19 protein-coding genes are annotated in these 18,900 nt (G+C 71.4%); 5 read left to right on the forward strand and 14 right to left on the reverse strand.

The window, feature by feature from the left end; all coding sequences use genetic code 11:
* Positions 1–7: 7 nt before the first annotated feature.
* Positions 8–499, forward strand: coding sequence for a GNAT family N-acetyltransferase (locus ACH34T_RS01755; RefSeq protein ID WP_395990121.1), 492 nt, complete (start codon positions 8–10; stop codon positions 497–499).
* A gap of 419 nt (positions 500–918) precedes the next feature.
* On the opposite strand, the gene ACH34T_RS01760 is transcribed toward ACH34T_RS01755, so the two are convergent.
* Complete coding sequence (locus ACH34T_RS01760) at positions 919–2,286, reverse strand: FAD-dependent oxidoreductase (protein WP_395990122.1); 1,368 nt, start codon at positions 2,284–2,286, stop codon at positions 919–921.
* 192 nt (positions 2,287–2,478) lie between these two features.
* Between ACH34T_RS01760 and ACH34T_RS01765 the strand changes: the two genes are divergently transcribed.
* Entirely contained in the window at positions 2,479–4,572 is a 2,094-nt protein-coding gene (locus tag ACH34T_RS01765) for an ATP-binding protein (protein WP_395990123.1), read from the forward strand.
* Positions 4,573–4,629: 57 nt separating this feature from the next.
* Here ACH34T_RS01765 and ACH34T_RS01770 read toward each other — a convergent pair whose 3' ends face one another.
* The gene (locus ACH34T_RS01770; RefSeq protein ID WP_395990124.1) at positions 4,630–6,222 is read right to left on the reverse strand and encodes a GMC family oxidoreductase; all 1,593 of its coding nucleotides are present in this window, start codon (positions 6,220–6,222) and stop codon (positions 4,630–4,632) included.
* Between the two features lie 72 nt (positions 6,223–6,294).
* On the opposite strand from ACH34T_RS01770, the gene ACH34T_RS01775 reads away from it, so the two are divergent.
* Positions 6,295–6,921, forward strand: coding sequence for a cob(I)yrinic acid a,c-diamide adenosyltransferase (locus ACH34T_RS01775; RefSeq protein ID WP_395990125.1), 627 nt, complete (start codon positions 6,295–6,297; stop codon positions 6,919–6,921).
* Between the two features lie 145 nt (positions 6,922–7,066).
* Positions 7,067–7,999: a DUF4097 family beta strand repeat-containing protein gene (locus ACH34T_RS01780; protein ID WP_395990126.1), complete on the forward strand. Its 933-nt coding sequence runs from the start codon at positions 7,067–7,069 to the stop codon at positions 7,997–7,999.
* Positions 8,000–8,051: 52 nt separating this feature from the next.
* On the opposite strand, the gene ACH34T_RS01785 is transcribed toward ACH34T_RS01780, so the two are convergent.
* The 12 genes from ACH34T_RS01785 to ACH34T_RS01840 form a co-directional block, all read right to left on the reverse strand.
* Positions 8,052–9,578, reverse strand: coding sequence for a M28 family peptidase (locus tag ACH34T_RS01785; protein ID WP_395990127.1), 1,527 nt, complete (start codon positions 9,576–9,578; stop codon positions 8,052–8,054).
* Positions 9,579–9,724: 146 nt separating this feature from the next.
* On the reverse strand, positions 9,725–10,189 hold the full coding sequence (locus ACH34T_RS01790) for a DUF2550 domain-containing protein (protein WP_395990128.1): 465 nt from the start codon (positions 10,187–10,189) through the stop codon (positions 9,725–9,727).
* A gap of 38 nt (positions 10,190–10,227) precedes the next feature.
* The gene (locus ACH34T_RS01795) at positions 10,228–10,614 is read right to left on the reverse strand and encodes a F0F1 ATP synthase subunit epsilon (protein ID WP_395990129.1); all 387 of its coding nucleotides are present in this window, start codon (positions 10,612–10,614) and stop codon (positions 10,228–10,230) included.
* 75 nt (positions 10,615–10,689) lie between these two features.
* Positions 10,690–12,120: a F0F1 ATP synthase subunit beta gene (gene atpD / locus ACH34T_RS01800; RefSeq protein ID WP_395990130.1), complete on the reverse strand. Its 1,431-nt coding sequence runs from the start codon at positions 12,118–12,120 to the stop codon at positions 10,690–10,692.
* A gap of 2 nt (positions 12,121–12,122) precedes the next feature.
* On the reverse strand, positions 12,123–13,019 hold the full coding sequence (locus tag ACH34T_RS01805) for a F0F1 ATP synthase subunit gamma (RefSeq protein WP_395990131.1): 897 nt from the start codon (positions 13,017–13,019) through the stop codon (positions 12,123–12,125).
* 5 nt (positions 13,020–13,024) lie between these two features.
* Entirely contained in the window at positions 13,025–14,659 is a 1,635-nt protein-coding gene (gene atpA, locus ACH34T_RS01810; protein WP_395990132.1) for a F0F1 ATP synthase subunit alpha, read from the reverse strand.
* Positions 14,660–14,697: 38 nt separating this feature from the next.
* A complete protein-coding gene (locus ACH34T_RS01815) occupies positions 14,698–15,519 on the reverse strand; it encodes a F0F1 ATP synthase subunit delta (protein ID WP_395990133.1) in 822 nt (273 codons plus the stop codon).
* The gene (locus ACH34T_RS01820) at positions 15,516–16,073 is read right to left on the reverse strand and encodes a F0F1 ATP synthase subunit B (RefSeq protein WP_395990134.1); all 558 of its coding nucleotides are present in this window, start codon (positions 16,071–16,073) and stop codon (positions 15,516–15,518) included. The genes ACH34T_RS01815 and ACH34T_RS01820 overlap by 4 nt, the downstream gene beginning before the upstream one ends.
* A gap of 32 nt (positions 16,074–16,105) precedes the next feature.
* Positions 16,106–16,345 carry an ATP synthase F0 subunit C gene (gene atpE, locus ACH34T_RS01825; protein WP_395990135.1) on the reverse strand — a complete coding sequence of 80 codons (240 nt, stop codon included), beginning with the start codon at positions 16,343–16,345 and terminating at the stop codon, positions 16,106–16,108.
* A gap of 99 nt (positions 16,346–16,444) precedes the next feature.
* Positions 16,445–17,239 (reverse strand): F0F1 ATP synthase subunit A, encoded by a 795-nt coding sequence (gene atpB, locus ACH34T_RS01830; RefSeq protein ID WP_395990136.1) that lies wholly within the window; start codon positions 17,237–17,239, stop codon positions 16,445–16,447.
* A gap of 61 nt (positions 17,240–17,300) precedes the next feature.
* Positions 17,301–17,522 (reverse strand): hypothetical protein, encoded by a 222-nt coding sequence (locus tag ACH34T_RS01835; RefSeq protein WP_395970705.1) that lies wholly within the window; start codon positions 17,520–17,522, stop codon positions 17,301–17,303.
* An 84-nt stretch (positions 17,523–17,606) separates the two neighbouring features.
* Entirely contained in the window at positions 17,607–18,038 is a 432-nt protein-coding gene (locus ACH34T_RS01840; protein WP_395990137.1) for a hypothetical protein, read from the reverse strand.
* Between the two features lie 356 nt (positions 18,039–18,394).
* Between ACH34T_RS01840 and ACH34T_RS01845 the strand changes: the two genes are divergently transcribed.
* Positions 18,395–18,892, forward strand: coding sequence for a hypothetical protein (locus ACH34T_RS01845; protein ID WP_395990138.1), 498 nt, complete (start codon positions 18,395–18,397; stop codon positions 18,890–18,892).
* Positions 18,893–18,900: the final 8 nt, after the last annotated feature.

An 18,900-nucleotide genomic window follows, 5' to 3' on the forward strand; every position in this document is an offset into this window, starting at 1 on the left:
AGCGTCCATGGCCTCCGGCGCACCCGTACGCAGCCGCCTCCAGGTGACCTTGGGCGCGGCGCCCCCGTCCCCGCCTCCGCCCGGTTTCCGCCCGTTCGAGGACGCCGACGCCGCCGCCGTCGCCGCCCTGATGTGGGACGCCTACCGCGGCACCCCCGACGAGGCCGACGTCGGCGACCTCCAGGGCGCGGCGCGCGAGGTGCGGCTCACCCTGAACGGCGAATACGGGACGTTCCTGCGCGACGCGTCGTTCGTCGCCGAACACGACGGACGCCCCGTGGCCGGCGCCCTGGTCACCCTCTACAAAGAGCTCCCTCTCCTGGCCTTCCTTTTCGTCGCCCAGTCCCATGCGGGCCACGGCCTAGGACGCGGACTGGTCCAGGCCGTCATGCACGCCCTCGCCGACCAGGGCCACGACACCCTCACCCTGGCGGTGACCCGCCGCAACCACCGCGCCCGCCGCCTCTACGACCAGCTGGGTTTCGTCGAGGTCCCCTGAGGAAGCCGCCTGAGCACGCCGCCTGAGCACGCCGCCTGAGGACGTCGCCTGAGGACGTCGCCCAAGCCGGTCGGGCGCCGTCTGTCTAAGCCGGGGGGCGGCGCCGTCCGGGATCTAAGGCGGGCTAAGGCGCCTAGATAAGGCGTCGTCCCGATGTGGGGGTGGGGGCCTTAGGACGAACCTTGTAGATGTCGGGCCGAGAGGGTCCGGCAGAACGCAAGGAGAGCGACGATGATCCGCCCGGACTTCAGCAACATCATCATCAGCGACCGCGTCACGGTGTTGCGCAACGAGGCCAAGAAGGCCCACCGCGTCCGCATCGCCAAGGCCAACAAGCGGTGACGCCCGCACCCTGTACCCACCACCATGCGCCCCCGTCCAGAAGGACGGGGGCGCTCCTCGTTGTGCGGCGAGCGGGTTCAGCCCCGTACCTCCTGGGCGGACGGAGTCTCGGGACGCGGTGTCGCGTGCGGGGACGGGTCCGCGGACCGCCGGACGGCGCAGGCCGCGGCCAGGACGGACGGGCGCATCAGCGTGGACGGCGGGTCGAGGAGCCCGATCACCCGCATCAGGCGGCCGGCGATCTCAGGGTCGCGGGCGGCCGCCGCCTGGACGCGGCCGACGTAGGCGTTGAGCAGCCGGACGATCGCGCCGCGCCGTCCCGGCACCTCCGGCATGGACAGGTCGGCGGCCACGGCCATCCGCCACGGGTCGTCCAGGGCCTTGCCGACCTCGCGGAAGTACCGCCTGGTCAGGCCGCGGGCGCCCGCGCCCGCGGTGTCCAGGGTGCGCGCGAGCACCTGCGCCTCCAGGCACGCCACCGTCATGCCCTGGGCGTAGATCGGGTTGAAGCTGCACAGGGCGTCCCCGGTCACGAGCAAGCCGGCCGGGAACCGCCGCAGCCGCTCGTAGCGGTGCCGCAGGTCGGACGGGTAGCGGTGGGTCGCGATCTCCCCGAGCGGCTCGGCGGCGCGGACCGCCTCGGCCACGTCCGGCGGGGCCATGCCCGCCATGTAGTCCAGGAATCCCTCGGGGTCGGTCGGCGGCCGGTGCCCCCGGTCGAGCCCGGCGAGCGTCAGCAGGTGCCGGTCTCCCTCGATCGCGATCAGCGCCATCCCGCGCGGCCGTCCCGGCCCGGGACCGACCACCACGGCCTTGTCGGGCGGCGAGCCCAGCGGCAGCCGGACGGGACGGCTGGCGTACGCCACCCCGACCTTGATCTCCTCGCGGGGGGCCGGGTCGTGGCCCAGCGACTCCAGCCACAGCCGGGTCCTGCCGCTCCGTCCGGTCGCGTCCACGACCAGGTCGGCGGGGAGCTCCTCCTCGGCGCTGCCCGGGACCCGGCGCATGATCCGCACACCGGTCACCCGCCGGGGATCGGGCGCGACCAGCCCGACAGCGTCGCATCCGTCGGCGAACGCGACGCCGTCCAGGGCCCGCACCCGGTCCCGGACGGCGCCCTCCAGCAGCGGGCGGCTCGCCTGCACCACCCGGTCGCTGCGCGGCACCCGGCGGAGCGCGTGCCCGCCCAGGGTGAACCGGTGCTCGGTGCGCGGGTCGGCCACCACCGCCCCGGCTTCGACCAGCTCGCTCTCCAGCCCGGGGAACAGGCCGTGCAGGATCTCCTGTCCCCGCGGCAGCAGCATGTGCGCGTGCCGTCCCTGCGGCACGCCCCGCCGGGCCCGGCCGGGGCCGGGCGCCGTGTCGCGTTCGACGATCGTCACCTGCTCGTAGGCCCCTGCCAGGACCCGGGCGGCGAGCAGGCCCGCCATCCCGGCCCCGAGCACGACCGCGGTCTCCGATCCGTCCCATGTCTCGTCCCTTCCTTCGTGCTGGTGGGTAGGGCGACGATCCGACGGTCCGGTGTCCACTCGACAGGCCATTCGCTGTCCGTCTACTGCCCGATCGGCGGGCACTCCGGGCTGCGCGGCGGACGATCAGCGGCCTAGCTTAGGGAGACGGGTGCGGAGGGGGTGCCGATGAGCGGGACGTTCGAGGACCGGCTGCGGCGGGCTCGGCGGCGGCGTTTCGTCGGCCGGGCCGGGGAGATCGAGCTGTTCAGGGTGGCACTCGGGGCCGGGGCCGGGGCCGCAGCCGAGGGCGGGGACGAGGCCGAGTCTCCGTTCTCGGTGCTGTTCATGTACGGGCCGGGCGGCGTGGGCAAGAGCGCGCTGCTCGCGGAGCTGGCCGACGAGGCACGGCGGTGCGGTGCGGCTCCCGTGGTCGTGGACGCCCGGGTCGTGGAACCGTCGCCCGAGGCGTTCGTCCAGGCGGCCGGGGAGAGCACCGGACGCCGCGTCGTCATGATCGACACCTACGAGCTGCTCGCGCCCCTGGACGACTGGGTGCGCGAGACCTTCCTGCCGGGACTGCCGTCCGACGCGCTCGTGGTCATCGCCGGACGGGACGCCCCCTCCCCCCGCTGGACGGCCGATCCGGGGTGGCGGGAACTGCTGCGGGTGGTGTCGCTACGGAACCTGCGCCCCGAGGACACCCGCGCCTACCTGCGGGTCGAGGGCGTCCCCGACGAGCTGCACGAGCAGGTGCTGGCCATGACGCACGGGCATCCGCTGGCGCTCTCGCTGACCGTGGACATGATCGTCCGGCAGCGGCGGGAGGGCCGCGCGGTGCCGGACGCGCTGGCCGCCGCGCCCGACGTCGTCCGGGCCCTGCTCGGACGGGTGATCGATCAGGTGCCGTCCCCACGGCACGCGCGGGCGCTCCAGGTCTGCGCGCACGCCCGGTTCACCACCGAGGAACTGCTGCGCGCCATGCTCGACGGGCGCGCCGAGCTCGACGGGAACGCGATGCCCGCCGCCGGGGACGACGCGGGAGAGCTGTTCGGGTGGCTGCGCACGCTGTCGTTCATGGAGGAGGGCGCGCACGGCCTGTTCCCCCACGACGTCGCCCGCGACATCCTGGACGCGGACCTGCGCTGGCGCGACCCGGACGGATACGCGGCCCTGCACCGCAGGCTGCGCGGGCATCTCGTCGAGCGCGTCCGGCGGGCGACGGGGAACCGGCGCGACCACCGCAAGCACGTCGCGGACGTCCTGTTCCTGAGCCGGTCCCATCCGGTCGTCAGCTCGTACTGGCAGCTCACCGGGCTGGGCGGGTTCTTCACCGACGGGGTGCGCCCGGACGATCACGCGGCCCTGCTCGACCTGACCCGGCGCGTCCAGGGCGAGGAGCAGGCCGCGCTCGCCGCGTACTGGCTGGGACGGCGTCCCGACGCGTTCGGCGCCTTCCGCGACACGTCCGGCGAGCTGTTCGGGTACGCGGCGTTCCTGCCCCTGCACGAGGCGGACGAGCGGGACCTCGCGGCGGATCCGGCGGCGCGGGCGATGTGGGAGTACACCGAACGGCACGGCCCGGCGCGCCCCGGGGAGAGCGTCATGGCCTGGCGGTTCTTCGTGGACGCCGAGGCGCACATCCGTCCGTCCAGGGCGGAGACGCTGATCCGGCTCTGGACCGGCCAGGACATCCTCACGTCCGGGCCGCGGGCGTGGGACCTCGTCGCCGTCCCGTCCGACCGCGGCTACTGGGACCCGCTGCTGCGCCACTTCGACTTCCACCACGCCGCCCGGTTCGGGGTCGGCGGCCGTCCCTACGAGGTGTACGCGCACGACTGGCGCCGGTTGAGCGTCGAGGAGTGGCTGGAGCTGACCGCCGAACGCGAGCTGGGCGCCGCCGCCACCCCGCCCACCGGGACGGCTCCGGAGCTGGTGCTCTCCCAGCCCGAGTTCGCCGACGCGGTGCGGGCCGCGCTGAAGGATCTGCACCGGCCCGAACGGCTCGCCGGCAACCCGCTGATGCGGTCGCGGCTCGTCCGGCACCGGGCCGGGACGCTCCCGGACCTGATCACCGAAGCGGCCGGCACGCTCCGCGGCGACGAGTCCCTGTACCGGGTCGTCGACCGGACGTTCCTGCGTCCGGCGGCCACGCAGGAACGCGCCGCCGAGATGCTGGGCCTGCCGTTCAGCACCTACCGCCGCCACCGCGACCGCGCCGTGGACCGGATCACCGCCTGGCTCTGGCAACGCGAGATCCACGGCGCCACGGAGACCGGCTAGCGGCGGGCCCGGCCCACCGGCCCGGCCCACCGGCCCGGCCCATCGCCTCCGGCCGGTCTATCCGTGGGCGTTGGCGGGCTTCAGCGGGGCGCGGTCGCGGATCAGGTCGGCGGCGCGTTCGGCGATGGCGATGGTGGGGGCGTTGGTGTTGCCGCGCGGGACGGCCGGCATGACGGACGCGTCCACCACGCGCAGGCCCTCGACGCCGCGGACGCGCAGTTCCGGGTCGCAGACGGCGCCGTCCGCGCCCATCGCGCAGGTGCTGGTGGGGTGGTAGAGGGTCGCGACCTCGCGGCGGATGTAGTCGACGAGGGCCTCGTCGGTGTCGACCTGCTCGCCGGGGGCCCACTCGCCGCCGGTCAGGGACGCCAGCGGTCCGGACGCGGCGATCTCGCGGGCCTGGCGGACGCCCGCGAGGAGGACGTCCAGGTCGGCCTTGTCGGCCAGATAGGCGGGGTCGATCAGCGGCTTGGCGTGCGGGCTGGAAGAACGGAGGGTGAGCGAGCCCCGGCCGGTGACGGCGACCGCGGCGACGAGCACCGACATGAGCCGCTCGGACGACTCGGTGAGGCCCTGGTCCACGAACGGCGAAGGCAGGACGTGGTACTGGAGGTCGGGCGCGGGCAGGCCCTCCACCGTCCGGACGAACCCGCCCGCCTCGGCGACATTGGACGCGTGCGGGCCCCGCGCGAACGCCTGGTAGACGGCGAGGGAGCGCATCGTCGCCAGTTCCCACAGCGGCTTGGTCCGCGGGGTGGCGAACATGACGTTGACGAACGGGTGGTCCTGGAGGCCCTGCCCGACCGGGGAGTCGGCCAGGACGTCGATGCCGAGGGAGCGCAGGTGGCCGGCGGGCCCGATGCCGGAGAGCATGAGGAGCTGCGGGCTGTTCACCGCGCCGCCCGCCAGGACGACCTCCGCCTCCGCGCGGGCCGACAGGCTCTCGCCGCGCGCCTCGTACCGGACGCCCGTCGCGCGCCCCTTCTCGAACAGGACGCGGGTGGCCAGCGCGTCGGTGATGACCGTGAGGTTCGGGCGGTTCTCGGCCGGACGGAGGTAGCCCGCGGCGGCCGACCAGCGGCGGCCGCGCTTGTGCGTGACCTGGTAGAAGCCGACGCCGTCCTGGTCGGCGCCGTTGAAGTCGGGGTTCGCGGCGAGGCCGTACGCCTTGGCCGACTGCACCCACGCGCGCGTCAGAGGGTGCTTGTAGCGCAGGTCCTCGACGCGGAGGGGGCCGCCGACGCCGTGGTACGGGATCTCGCCGCGCTGCTGGTCCTCCGCGCGCAGGAAGTAGGGCAGCAGGTCCTCGTAGCCCCAGCCGTCGCAGCCGTAGGAGTCGCGCCAGGTGTCGTAGTCGTACCGCGCCCCGCGGATGTAGATCATCGCGTTGGTGGACGAGCTCCCGCCGAGCGTCCGCCCCCGCGGCCAGTACACGCTGCGCCCAGCGGCGTGCTCCTGCGGGACGGTGGAATAGTCCCAGTCGTAGGGGCCCTTGAACATCGTGCCCGCGGCCGCCGGAATGTGGATCTCGGGGGCGTCGTCGGGCGGGCCCGCCTCCAGCAGCAGGACCTTCACGGAGGGGTCCTCGGTCAGTCTGGCGGCGAGAACGCAGCCCGCGCTGCCCGCTCCCACGATGATGTAGTCGTACACGGCGGCCTCCGGAGTATTTCCCGAAACCCTACCGAACGGGTTTCTGGCGATCCCGGCGCTAGGGTGATCGACATGGCGAAGAACAGGGACAACCCCGTCGTCCTGTCGCGGATCTACACCAGGACCGGGGACGACGGCACCACCGCGCTGGGCGACGCGTCCCGGACCAGGAAGACGGACCCGCGGCTCGCCGCCTACGCCGACGTCGAGGAGGCCAACGCCGCGATCGGCACGGCCGTCGCGCTCGGCGCCCTCCCGGACGATCTCGTCGCGCTGCTGACCCGCGTCCAGAACGACCTGTTCGACGTGGGCGCCGACCTTTGCGCGCCGGTCGTCCCCGACCCGCAGTATCCGCCGCTGCGCGTCGACGAGTCGTACATCGACCGGCTGGAGGCGGCCTGCGACGAGTACAACGAGGCGCTACCGCCGCTGCGCAGCTTCGTCCTCCCGGGCGGGACGCCGGGCGCGGCACTGCTGCATGTCGCGCGGACGGTCAGCCGCCGCGCCGAACGCTCCGCCTGGTCGGCCGTCGAGGCGCACGGGACGGCCGCCGAAGGCGACCCGGACGCGGTGGAGGGCGGCGTGAACCCGCTGACGGCCCGCTACCTGAACCGGCTGTCCGACCTGCTGTTCATCCTGTGCCGCATCGCCAACGCCGAGCACGGCGACATTCTGTGGAAGCCCGGTGGGGAACGCTGATCCCCTCCTTTCCAGGACCCCACCGGAGACACGCGAGGGTGGGGTTAGCCCCACCCCCGGGAGACCGGCTCCCCTCCTGGTCACGCCGTCCCGCACCGAGCAGGCTGGTTCCGTACGGGCGCACAGCGACAACAGGAGTGACCACGTGAGGACCCTGACGATCACCGCCGTCGTGACGGCCGCGGCCGCGGCGACGCTGACCGGCTGCGGCAACCTGACCTTCGGCACGCACCAGGAGGACCGGACCTACTCCGCGCCCGCCGGGATCACCGCCTTGAAGATCAAGTCGAACGGCAGCCGGGTGGTGGTCACGGCGTCCGACTCCCCCGGCGTCAAGGTGCGGGAACGGCTGAAGTGGTCGAACGGCAAGAACAAGCCCGAGGCGCGGCACGTCACCGAGGGCAACACGCTCAAGCTGTCGTCCAAGTGCGCCAGGGCGACGATCGGGGTCACCAACTGCGGGATCTCCTACCGCGTCCAGGTCCCGACCGGCATGCCCGTGGAGGTCGACAACGACGACGGCGCGATCGTCGCGACCGGCCTCGGCGGGGTCGTGAAGCTGCACAGCGACAACGGCTCGCTGAAGGTGACCGACCTGCGCGCGTCCTCCGCCTCGCTCAGCTCGAACGACGGCGCCATCCACGTCACAGGACGCGCCACCACCGTCGACCTGAGCAGCGACAACGGGTCCATCAACGCCACCGGCCTCACCGCCGACAAGCTGACCGCCCACACCGACGACGGGCGCATCGACCTCAGCGGCCGGGCCACCGTCGCCGACGCGCGCACAGCCAACGGCTCGATCAACGCGAGCGGCCTGACCACCGACCGGATCACCGCGAAGACCAACGACGGCAAGATCGACCTGCGGCTCACCACGCCGCCGACCAGCGTCCGCGCCACCACCGACAACGGCTCGGTGCACGTCCGCGTCCCGGCGGGCGAGGGCTACGCAATCAGCATGTCCAGCGCCAACGGCGCCGAGCGGATCGACTCGGCCGTCCGGCAGGACTCGCGCTCCCAGCACCAGCTCCGCCTCCGCAGCGGCAACGGCAGCATCACCGTCTCCCCGTCCTGACCCCCCGCGCCCTCGACACGACTCGCGCCCTTTCCGAGCCGCCCCGGGCGGGTCAGCGGAGTTGGGACCGGCCCTGCCAGGCGGGCGTGTAGGGCCCCGGGGTGGCGCTCAGGGGCAGGCGGGCGCCGCCGTTCACGGCGACCGTCGTCCGGGCCAGGTGCTGGGTGACGTGGGCGATGCCGTCGGCGTTGGTGTCGAGGAGCTTGCGGTCGACGTTCTTCAGGCGGTCGCACTTGGCGTGGTAGCACGGGTCGTACGGCCTGCCGGCCCTGCCGCCGAACTTCTTGGCCTCCGCGGCGGTCTTGACGCCGTCCGAACCGGTGGCCATGCCGCCGGACGGGATGCCCGCCTCGACGAACGGGCCGTAGTCGGAGCGTCCGTTGAACTCCTGCTCGGTCGTCGGGAGCTTCCGGCCCCTGAAGTAGTCTCGGAACATCTTCTCGATCGCGCCCGAGCCGGCGGGGGCGCGCGTGCCGGTGCGGGTGGAGTGGTCGCCGTCGTACACGCCGCGCGTGCCGTTGCGGGAGCCGAGCATGTCGAAGTTGAGGGCCAGCGCGATCTTCTCGCGGTCCGGACGGGACAGCGACTTCACGTAGTGCGTGGAACCGCGCAGCCCCTCCTCCTCGGCGCCCCACCAGGCGAACCGGACCCGGTTGCGCAACCCGTCCTTGCCCAGCTCGTTGATCTTCGCGGCGATCGCGAGGAGGGCCGCCGAGCCCGTGCCGTTGTCGTTGACGCCCGCGCCCGCCGGGACGCTGTCGAGGTGCGCGCCGAGCAGCACCACGTTGCCGGGCCGTCCGCGCCCGGTGTCGGCGATGACGTTGGCCGTCCTGCGCTTCCCGTGGACGGTGTCGGTCCGCACGCGCAGCTTGAGCCCGCCCTTCCCGGCGCCTTTCCCGGCGGCCTTCGCCAGCGTGACGCCGACCGCGCGGGACGTGCCGACGACCGGGACCCGGGACGGCGTGCTCACCGTGCCGATCACCGGCCCCTTCTCCCCCGGCCTGTTGTAGATCACGACGGCGGACGCGCCCGCCGCCCGCGCCTTCGCGACCTTGGTGGCGAACGTGCAGGTCCCGCGCTGGACGAGCGCGATCGACGCCTTAGTGAAGCCCTTGAAGTCGCCCTTCTCGCAGCCGCTCGTCCCCTCGCCCTTGGCCGGGACGTCGACCGCGATCACGGGCGCCGTCAGATCGCCGGAACCCGAGTACGCGAGGGTGGCGAAGTCCGCGCCCTCCTTGTAGGACGCCCTGGACGGCGCCGTCCGGGCCAGCGCCGCACGGGAACGCTCCCGCCAGTACGGGTAGGCGAACTTCTGGATCTTCGGTTCGAGACCGGCCTTCCGCAGCCGCCCGGCGACGTACCGCGCCGACACGTCGTAGCCGGCGCCGCCCGACGCGCGGTGGCCGCCGTTGTAGTCGGCGATCTCCTGGAACGCCTCCAGGTGCGCCTCGACGTCCTTCAGCGTGACGAGCCTCGCGAGGTCGGGACGGGGCGGCGCCGCGCCCGCCATCGGCAGGAAGGCGGCGGGCAGAACGGCGACGGGCAGCACCACGGCGGCGCCGATGAGCAGCTTGCGCACGTGCACTCCTGCGGATGAGGACGGACCTGAGCAGCAGGATCCTCACCCCGCGACCGTCCCGCGCCGAGCGGCGGCGCGCACGCCAGGCCGATTCCGTACCGGGGCCTTACCGCTTCATGAAGAACGCCCCGTGGGGCATGCCTCCGTCATTCCGGAGGATGCAGTTCCACGGGGAAGCCGGGCGGGGCCGCCTCCAGCCAGGCGAGGAAGCCCGTCAGCGCCGCCGCGCCCATCGCCAGCTCCACCGTCAGGTCGCCGTCCCTGACCTCGATGATGCTCACGTCCGGCAGCAGGCCCTCCGCCTCCTCGGGCCCGGGGCTCCGGCGGTTGGACACGACGAGGCCCCGGCGGTGAATCACCTGCCGGGGCCTGGTACGGAAACCGAACACGCGGTGCCAATGCAGGACATCGCCCTTGTAACGGCCGATGCCGAGACGCCACACCCCCGGGGCTCCGCCCTCCGGGGACAGCTCCCGGAGGCTGCACTCGACCGTGCCGCCGCCACGGGTGAACAGCCGGCGGCGCACCGCCATCGACGCGAACAGCAGCGCCGCCACCAGGACGGCCACGGCGAGCACCCCGCCCGCGTCCCATGCCAGGTGCTCGCCCAAATCCCCCGCCGTCCGCCCTGCGCCGCCGCGCCCCGTGCTCAGGCCTCGATGCCCGCCGCGCGCAGCCGCGCCCGGGCCCGCCGCTCCGGCGTCGCGTCCTCGCCCTCGGCCGCGAGCGCGTTCTCCAGCGCCCGCCGCGCCTCCGGGACGTCGATCTCGTCGCCCAGCTCGGCCTGCTCCGCCAGCACCGACACCTCGTCGGCGGCGACGGAGAAGAAGCCGCTGCCGACCATCGCGACGATCGGCTCACCGCCGGCGGCCGGCTCGATCTTCACGACGCTGCCGTCCAGGAGGACGCCGAGCACCGGGGCGTGGCCCGGCAGGATGCCGAGCGAGCCCTCGATGGTCTGGGCGACCACCATCCTGGCCTCGCCGGACCAGATCTCGCGCTCCGGCGAGACCAGCCCGACCTTAAGGTTTGCCACGTTTTCCCTCCGGGTTCACCGGGAGCCGCCGCCGGCGGAGCCGCGCACTCGCTGTGGCGGCCCCGCCGGTGCGGGCTACTTCTCCAGCTCCTTGGCCTTCTTCTCGGCGTCCTCGATCCCGCCGCACATGTAGAACGCCTGCTCGGGCAGGTGGTCGTACTTGCCCTCGGCGATCGCCTTGAAGGACGCGACCGTCTCGTCCTTCGACAGCGTCACGCCGGCCAGACCGGTGAACTTCTCCGCCACGTACATCGGATGCGACAGGAAGCGCTCGATGCGCCGCGCCCGCTGGACGGTGACCTTGTCCTCCTCCGACAGCTCGTCGATGCCGAGGATCGCGATGATGTCCTGCAGCTCCTTGTACTTCTGCAGGATCCGCTTGACCTCCTGCGCGACCTGGTAGTGCTCGTTCCCGAGGATCTGCGGGTCCATGATCCGCGAGGTCGAGTCGAGCGGGTCGACCGCCGGGAAGATGCCCTTCTCGGAGATGGCCCGCGACAGGGTCGTCGTGGCGTCCAGGTGCGCGAACGTGGTGTGCGGCGCCGGGTCGGTGATGTCGTCGGCGGGCACGTAGATCGCCTGCATCGAGGTGATCGAGTGACCGCGCGTCGACGTGATCCGCTCCTGCAGCACGCCCATCTCGTCGGCCAGCGTCGGCTGGTAGCCCACCGCGGACGGCATCCGGCCGAGCAGCGTCGACACCTCGGAGCCCGCCTGCGTGAACCGGAAGATGTTGTCGATGAACAGCAGCACGTCCTGGTTCTGCACGTCGCGGAAGTACTCCGCCATCGTCAGGCCCGACAGCGCGACCCGCAGGCGGGTGCCCGGCGGCTCGTCCATCTGGCCGAACACCATCGCGGTGTCCTTCAGGACGTCCATCTCGTCCATCTCGACCCAGAGGTCGTTGCCCTCACGGGTGCGCTCGCCGACGCCGGCGAACACCGAGGTGCCGCCGAAGTTCAGCGCGACCCGGCGGATCATCTCCTGGATCAGCACGGTCTTGCCGACGCCCGCGCCGCCGAACAGGCCGATCTTGCCGCCCTTGACGTACGGGGCCAGCAGGTCGATGACCTTGATGCCGGTCTCCAGCATCTCGGTCCTCGACTCCAGCGTGTCGAACGCCGGGGCCCTGCGGTGGATGCCCCAGCGCTCGGTGATCTCCAGGCTGGCCGTCGGGACGTCCAGCGCCTCACCGAGGGTGTTCCACACGTGGCCCTTGGTGATGTCGCCGACCGGCACCGAGATGGACGAACCGGTGTCGGTCACCGGGGCGCCGCGGACCAGGCCGTCCGTCGGCTGCATCGAGATCGCCCTGATCATGTTGTCGCCGAGGTGCTGCGCGACCTCGAACGTCAGGGTCTTCTCCTCGCCGCCGAGCGTGACCTGCACGTGCAGCGCGTTGTAGATCTCCGGGATGGCGTCGGCGGGGAACTCCACGTCGACGACCGGGCCGATGACACGCGCGACGCGCCCGGTGGCGGTCGCCGTCTCTACCTGAGCAGTCATTATCACTCCCCGCCAGACTCGGCGAGCGCGTCAGCGCCACCGACGATCTCGCTGATTTCCTGGGTGATCGCGGCCTGCCGCGCCTGGTTCATCTGGCGCGTGTAGACCCCGAGCAGTTCGTTGGCATTGTCGGTCGCCGACTTCATCGCCCGCCGGACCGACGCCTGGAAGGACGCCGCCGACTGCAGCAGCATGTGGAAGATGCGGCTCTCGACGTAGTTCGGCAGCAGCAGGTCGAGCGCGGCCGGGGCGGACGGCTCGAACTCGTACGCCGGCGGGACCTTCGAGGACTCGGTCTCCTCGATCTCCAGCGGCAGCAGCCGCTTGACCCGGACGGCCTGCGTCAGCATCGACACGAACTCGGTGTAGACCACGTGGATCTCACCGACCCCGCCCTCCGCGTCGGTCTTCAGGAAGTCCTCGGTCAGCAGCCGCCCGATGCGCTCCGCGTCCGTGAACGCGGGACGGTCGCTGAACCCGCTCCACGTCTCGGCGACCTCCCGGCCCCGGAACCGGTACCAGGTGATGCCCTTGTTGCCGACCACGTACGGGACCGGCTCGCGGCCCTCGTCCCGCAGCCGCCTGATCAGCGCCTCCGACTCGCGGATCACGTTCGCGTTGTACGCGCCGCAGAACCCGCGGTCGCTGGTGACGATCAGGACGGCGCTGCGGGTGTCGGCCGGCTGCTCCTTCAGCAGCGGATGGTCGATCCCGACATGGTGGCTCACCAGCGCGGTCAGGGCCTGCGTGATCTGGTCGGCGTACGGCTTGGACGCCGCCACCGCCTGCTGGGCCTTGACGATCCGCGACGTGGCGATCATCTCCTGGGCACGCGTGATCTTGGCGGTCGACTTGACCGACTTGATCCGCTGCCGGAGCTGGCGAAGCTGTGCGGCCATCGCCGTCAGTCCTTCTTGACGCGGGTGATCGTCTCCTGCTTGACGTCCTCGTCGTCGATCGCCTCGACCGGCTCCTCCGCGAGGATCTCGCCCTCGCTGGTCTGGAAGCCCTTCTTGAACTCCGTGATGGTGTTCTTGAGGCTGGTGAGGGCGTCGTCGGAGAGCTTGCCCGTCTCGCGGATGGTGGTCAGCACGCCGCCCGCCTCGCGCTCCACGTAGTCGAGGAACTCGCGCTCGAAGCGGCGGATGTCGGCGACCGGGACGTCGTCCATCTCGCCGGACGTGCCCGCCCACACCGAGACGACCTCCTGCTCGGCCGGGAACGGCGACCCCTGCGGCTGCTTGAGCAGCTCCACCAGGCGGGCGCCGCGGTCGAGCTGCGCGCGGGACGCCGCGTCCAGGTCGGACGCGAACGCCGCGAACGCCTCCAGGTCGCGGAACTGCGACAGCGCGAGGCGCAGCGTGCCGGCGACCTGCTTCATCGCCTTGATCTGCGCGTCGCCGCCGACCCGCGACACCGAGATGCCGACGTTGATCGCCGGGCGGACGCCCTGGTTGAACAGGTCCGTCTCCAGGAAGCACTGCCCGTCGGTGATGGAGATGACGTTCGTCGGGATGTACGCCGACACGTCGTTGCCCTTGGTCTCGATGATCGGCAGGCCCGTCATCGAACCGCCGCCCAGGTCGTCCGACAGCTTCGCGCACCGCTCCAGCAGCCGCGAGTGCAGGTAGAACACGTCACCGGGGTAGGCCTCGCGGCCCGGCGGGCGGCGCAGCAGCAGCGACACCGCGCGGTACGCCTCCGCCTGCTTCGACAGGTCGTCGAAGATGATCAGGACGTGCTTGCCCTGGTACATCCAGTGCTGCCCGATCGCGGACCCGGTGTAGGGGGCGATGTACTTGAAGCCCGCCGGCTCGGACGCGGGCGCCGCCACGATCGTGGTGTACTCCAGCGCGCCGGCCTCCTCCAGGGAGCGGCGCACGTTGGCGATCGTGGAGCCCTTCTGGCCGATCGCGACGTAGATGCAGCGGACCTGCTTCTTCTCGTCGCCGGACTCCCAGTTCTCCTTCTGGTTGATGATGGTGTCCACGCAGACGGTCGTCTTGCCCGTCTGCCGGTCACCGATGATCAGCTGCCGCTGGCCGCGGCCGATCGGCGTCATCGCGTCGATGGCCTTGATGCCGGTCTGCAGCGGCTCCTTCACCGACTGGCGCTGCACGACGGTCGGGGCCTGCAGTTCGAGCGCGCGGCGCTCGGTGCTCTCGATCGGGCCCTTGCCGTCCAGGGGGTTACCCAGCGCGTCCACGACGCGGCCGAGGAAGCCGTCGCCGACGGGGGCCGAGAGGACCTCGCCGGTGCGGCGGGCCTTCTGGCCCTCCTCGATCTTGCTGAAGTCACCCAGGACAACGGTGCCGATCTCGCGCACGTCCAGGTTCAGAGCCAGGCCACGGGTGCCGTCCTCGAACTCGATGAGTTCGTTCGCCATCGCGGACGGCAGGCCCTCGATGTGGGCGATGCCGTCGCCGGAATCGACGACGGTGCCGACCTCTTCGCGCGCGGCGGCATCGGGCTCGTACGACTGGACGAAGCGCTCCAGCGCGTTCCGGATCTCGTCCGGACGGATCGTCAGCTCCGCCATGATTCCTCTCTTGCTCCTCAGAGTCCGCTCTGCCGGCCTCAGCCGGTACCGAGCCGCCGGCGGACGTCGTCCAGCCGTCCGGCGATCGTGCCGTCGATGATCTCGTCCCCGATCTCGATCGACATTCCGCCGATCACCGTGGGGTCGATCTCGATGTTCAGGTGTACGTCGTGGCCGTAGGCGGCGGCGAGCACGGCGGCGAGCCGGGTCCGCTGCGCCTCCGGCAGCTCGGCGGGCGTCCGCACGAGCGCGACCAGCCGCTGCCTGCGCTGGGCGACGAGCTTGCCGTACTCGGCCAGCCCGCCTTCCAGGCTACGTCCTCGCGGGCGCAGCACCAGTTCGGTGACCAGCGCCAGCGTCGCGGCGGTGACCTTGCCGTCCAGCAGGGCGTTGACCACGCCGAGCTTGCGCTCGTCCGGCAGGCCCGGACCGGAGAGGGCGCCGCGCAGTTCCGGCTCGCCCTCGACGACACGGGAGAACCGGAACAGCTCGTCCTCCAGGTCGTCGAGCCGCCGGTCGGCCTCGGCGCGGGCGGCCTCGGCGGTGACCGCGAGGGTCTCCACCGCGTCCGCCAGCTCCGACGGCTTCGACCAGCGCAGCCGGACGACTTCGGCGACCAGCCCGAGAGCGGCCGGCGACACCTTGCCCTCCAGCAGGATGCGGGCGAGCTGCGCCTTGTCGGCGCCGTCCCGCGCCGGGTCGGAGACCGCCCGCCGCAGGCCGTGCTCGCGGTCGATCAGGTGCAGCACCGCGAACAGGTCGCCGCCGAGCTCGGCCAGGTCGGCGGACGAAATGGCCGCCTCAAGCCGCTCCTTGGCCTCGGCCAGCGACGCCCTGCTCACCGCTCCCGTGATGGTCATGATGTGATCTGCTCCTGCGTGCGAGCGCGCTCCTCGAGCTCTTCGAGGAACCGGTCGACGACCCGGCTCTGCCGCGCGCTGTCCTCAAGGGACTCGCCCACGACGCGTCCGGCCAGCTCGACCGACATGGCGCCGATCTCGGCGCGCAGCGACTGCAGCGCCTGCTGCCGCTCCGCCTCGATCTGCGCCTTGGCGTTCTCGACGATCCGGCGCGCCTCGGCCTGGGCCTGCTCCTTGGCCTGGGCGATGATCTGCGCGCCCTGCTCCTCGGCCTTGCGCCGCTCGTTCGACGCCTCGACCGCGGCCGCCTTCTGCTGCGCCTTGTACTGGTCGAGGACCTGCTGGGCCTCTTTCTGCGCCTGCTCGGCCCGCTCCAGGCCGCCCTCGATCGCCTCGGTGCGCTCCTCCAGCGTCTTCTGGAGACGCGGGACGAGCATCCGGCCGACGACGACCAGCACGACGACGAACGAGAAGATGCCGACGACCAGCTCGAACGCATGCGGGACGAGAGGGTTGTTCTCCTCCGCCGCAAGGACGGACGCTGCTCTGATCATGTCTGCAGCCCTTCCTCAGGGGATGGACCCGTTTACTTGATGCTCTGGAAGATGAACGGCGCGACCAGGCCGATCAGGGCGAGGGCCTCGGTGAGGACGAAGCCCAGCATCATGTTGGTGCGGATGACACCGGTCAGCTCCGGCTGGCGGGCGATGGCGTTCACGCCCTGGCCGAAGATGATGCCGACGCCGATACCCGGGCCGATGGCCGCGAGGCCGTAGCCGATCGCGGTGACATTGCCTTCGACGGCGGCGAGGACGGCTCCCGTCATGGGTTCTTCCTTTTCTGTCGGCCGGCGGAGTGTCCGCCGGTCTGGCTTATCGAGGTTGTCGGTACGGGCGCGGCGCCGAGGGCGCCCCGCCCATGGGGCTCAGTGCTCCGCGTGCAGGCCGCTCTGGATGTACATGGCGGCCAGCATCGTGAACAGGAACGCCTGCAGGAACTGGATCAGCAGCTCGAACGCGGTCATCGCGATGGTGACCAGCACGCCGACGATGCCGACCCCGAAGCCGAGCGGCGTGGGCTTCTCGAACAGGAACCAGAAGCCGACGAGGCTGAAGAACGCCAGGATCATGTGCCCGGCGAACATGTTGGCGAAGAGCCGCACCGCGTGGGTGAACGGGGCGATGATGAAGGTCGAGAGGTACTCGATCGGCACCAGCAGGAAGTAGACGGGCAGCGGCAGGCCCCGCGGGATCATGTTCGTGAAGTACTTCGCCGGTCCCTGGTGCTTGATGCCCAGGTAGACCTTGATGAAGTAGACGGACAGCGCCAGGACGGCCGGGAACGCGATGTGCGAGGCGATCGGGAACTGGATGACCGGGACGACCGAGAAGATGTTCCAGACCCAGATCAGGAAGAACATCGACATGAGCAGCGGCATCCACTGCTCGGTGTTGCGGCCGAGGAACGGCCGGGCGATCTCGTCCCGCACGAACATGTAGCCGATCTCGCCGAGGTTCTGGATGCCCTTCGGCACCAGCTTCGGCTTGGCGAACGCGCTCCAGAAGAAGACGCACACGACCGCCGAGCCGAAGACCGCGAACACGACCGGCTTGGTGAGCCACTCAGGGCCGCCGTTGAAGAGGGGCGGGAAGTCGAAGAGTTCTGTCCCGGGGGCCTCGAACTCATCCCCCTCGGAGGCGAGGACCGTCAGCGCGTTCACGCGGCGTTCCCTTCATCACTGTGTTGATGTTTCACGAAGGTTTCCTCGGCGGCCAGGCCGCTCAGAGGGTGCGACCGTACTTCACGTAGACCAGGTAGACGGCGAGCCCGACACCGATGACCACGCCGACCGCGGTCAGCCAGTTCTGGCCCGTCCATTCGGCCAGCAGCCACCCCAGACCGCCCCAGATGATCATCCCGGAGAGGAGGTAGCTGGGCACGGACCAGGCGGCGTCGGCGAATTCCCGTTGGCCGTCCTCCGGCCGACGTTTCTGCTCGCTCATCGCGCTCCGGACGATAGCAGGCCATCCATGCGGTGGTCATATTGGAGTAGTCCGTGCGGGCCATCACCGGGCGCGGCGACGTCATCACGGACTCCGGTCCAGCACGTTCTCGGGCTCGTCGTTCTCGGGCTCGTCAATGTAGGGCCTCCGCTGCAGCGCGACTCGGAACTCGGCGGCGATCCAGAGCAGCGCGAGGCCGATGACCGTCCAGCCGAAGACCTTGGTGTTCCAGATCGTGACCTCGTCCATGGCGCTGACCAGCACCATCACCGCGAGGATCTTCACGGCGTAGCTCGCGAGGGCGGCGAGCATCATCGTCTGCGTGGAGATCTTGGCGGCCCACGCGACCGCCAGCACGCTGAGCGAGAAGAAGGCGATCACCACGACGGTGGCCAGCGCCGCCGCGAACGCGCCCTTGGCGCCGGCGGTCAGCAGGCCGATGAGGACGGCGCCCACCCCGGCGGCGGCGGCCGGGATCGCGGCGCCGCGGAGCATCCGGGCGTCGGAGGTATGCATGAGGGCTCCGGCTGGTCACGTTCAGTGGTCGTCTGTTGTTCGTGAAAGGTATCACAAGCGTCCGGTATGTCCACAATTACCCTAGAGGTAATGCGCCACCGGGAGGGTGTGGGCGACTCCCTGTCACACTCCACGCTTCAGCACGGACTCTAGCCCAGCCCGCCGGCGCGGCGGCACGGGCGGATTCACCAGCCGGCCGAAACCCGTCCGACCTGTACCGGGAGCCCACGGGGGGACGAGCCGGAGACGCGTCGGCGACGCTCCTGGGGCGGCCCGGAGACGACCCTCCGATTTCGTGGGCGGCGGCTCGACCGGGCCACCGCGAACTCCGCGGCTCCCAATCGGAGGGAAGCGTCATGACGCATCAGCACATCAGGAAACTCGCCGTCGCAACCATGGCCGCGGGAACGATGGCCACGATGGGCACGGTCGCCTCGGCGCCGGCAATCGCCGATGGGCCGGGAACGGCTTCCGCCCGCCACTCGGTCACCGCGTCGGCGGCGACCGTCACGCAGACCGCGTCGGCCGCGCAGACCACCGCGGCCAAGGCCTCCTGCCGCAACGCCGTCAGCAAGATCACCGGCTCCACCGTGACCGCCCGCATCTGCTGGCAGGGCAAGAAGGTGTGGGTCACCGGCGTCATGTACGACACGAAGGGAGACAACCGCAAGGCGTGCGTCAAGGTCCGCTATGTCAAGAACGCGGTCCGCACGACCATGCGTGCGTGCATCAAGAACAGCAAGCCCGGCAAGAGCCAGAAGTGGAGCGACAACCAGCCCAAGGCCTCCAAATACGTGATCCAGGCATGCACGCGGAACACCTTGAAGACCTCGTGTGACAGCAAGTGGCGATGACCTGCGGG

The sequence above is a fragment of the Actinomadura sp. 9N215 genome, from assembly GCF_044326345.1.
Lineage (GTDB): Bacteria > Actinomycetota > Actinomycetes > Streptosporangiales > Streptosporangiaceae > Spirillospora.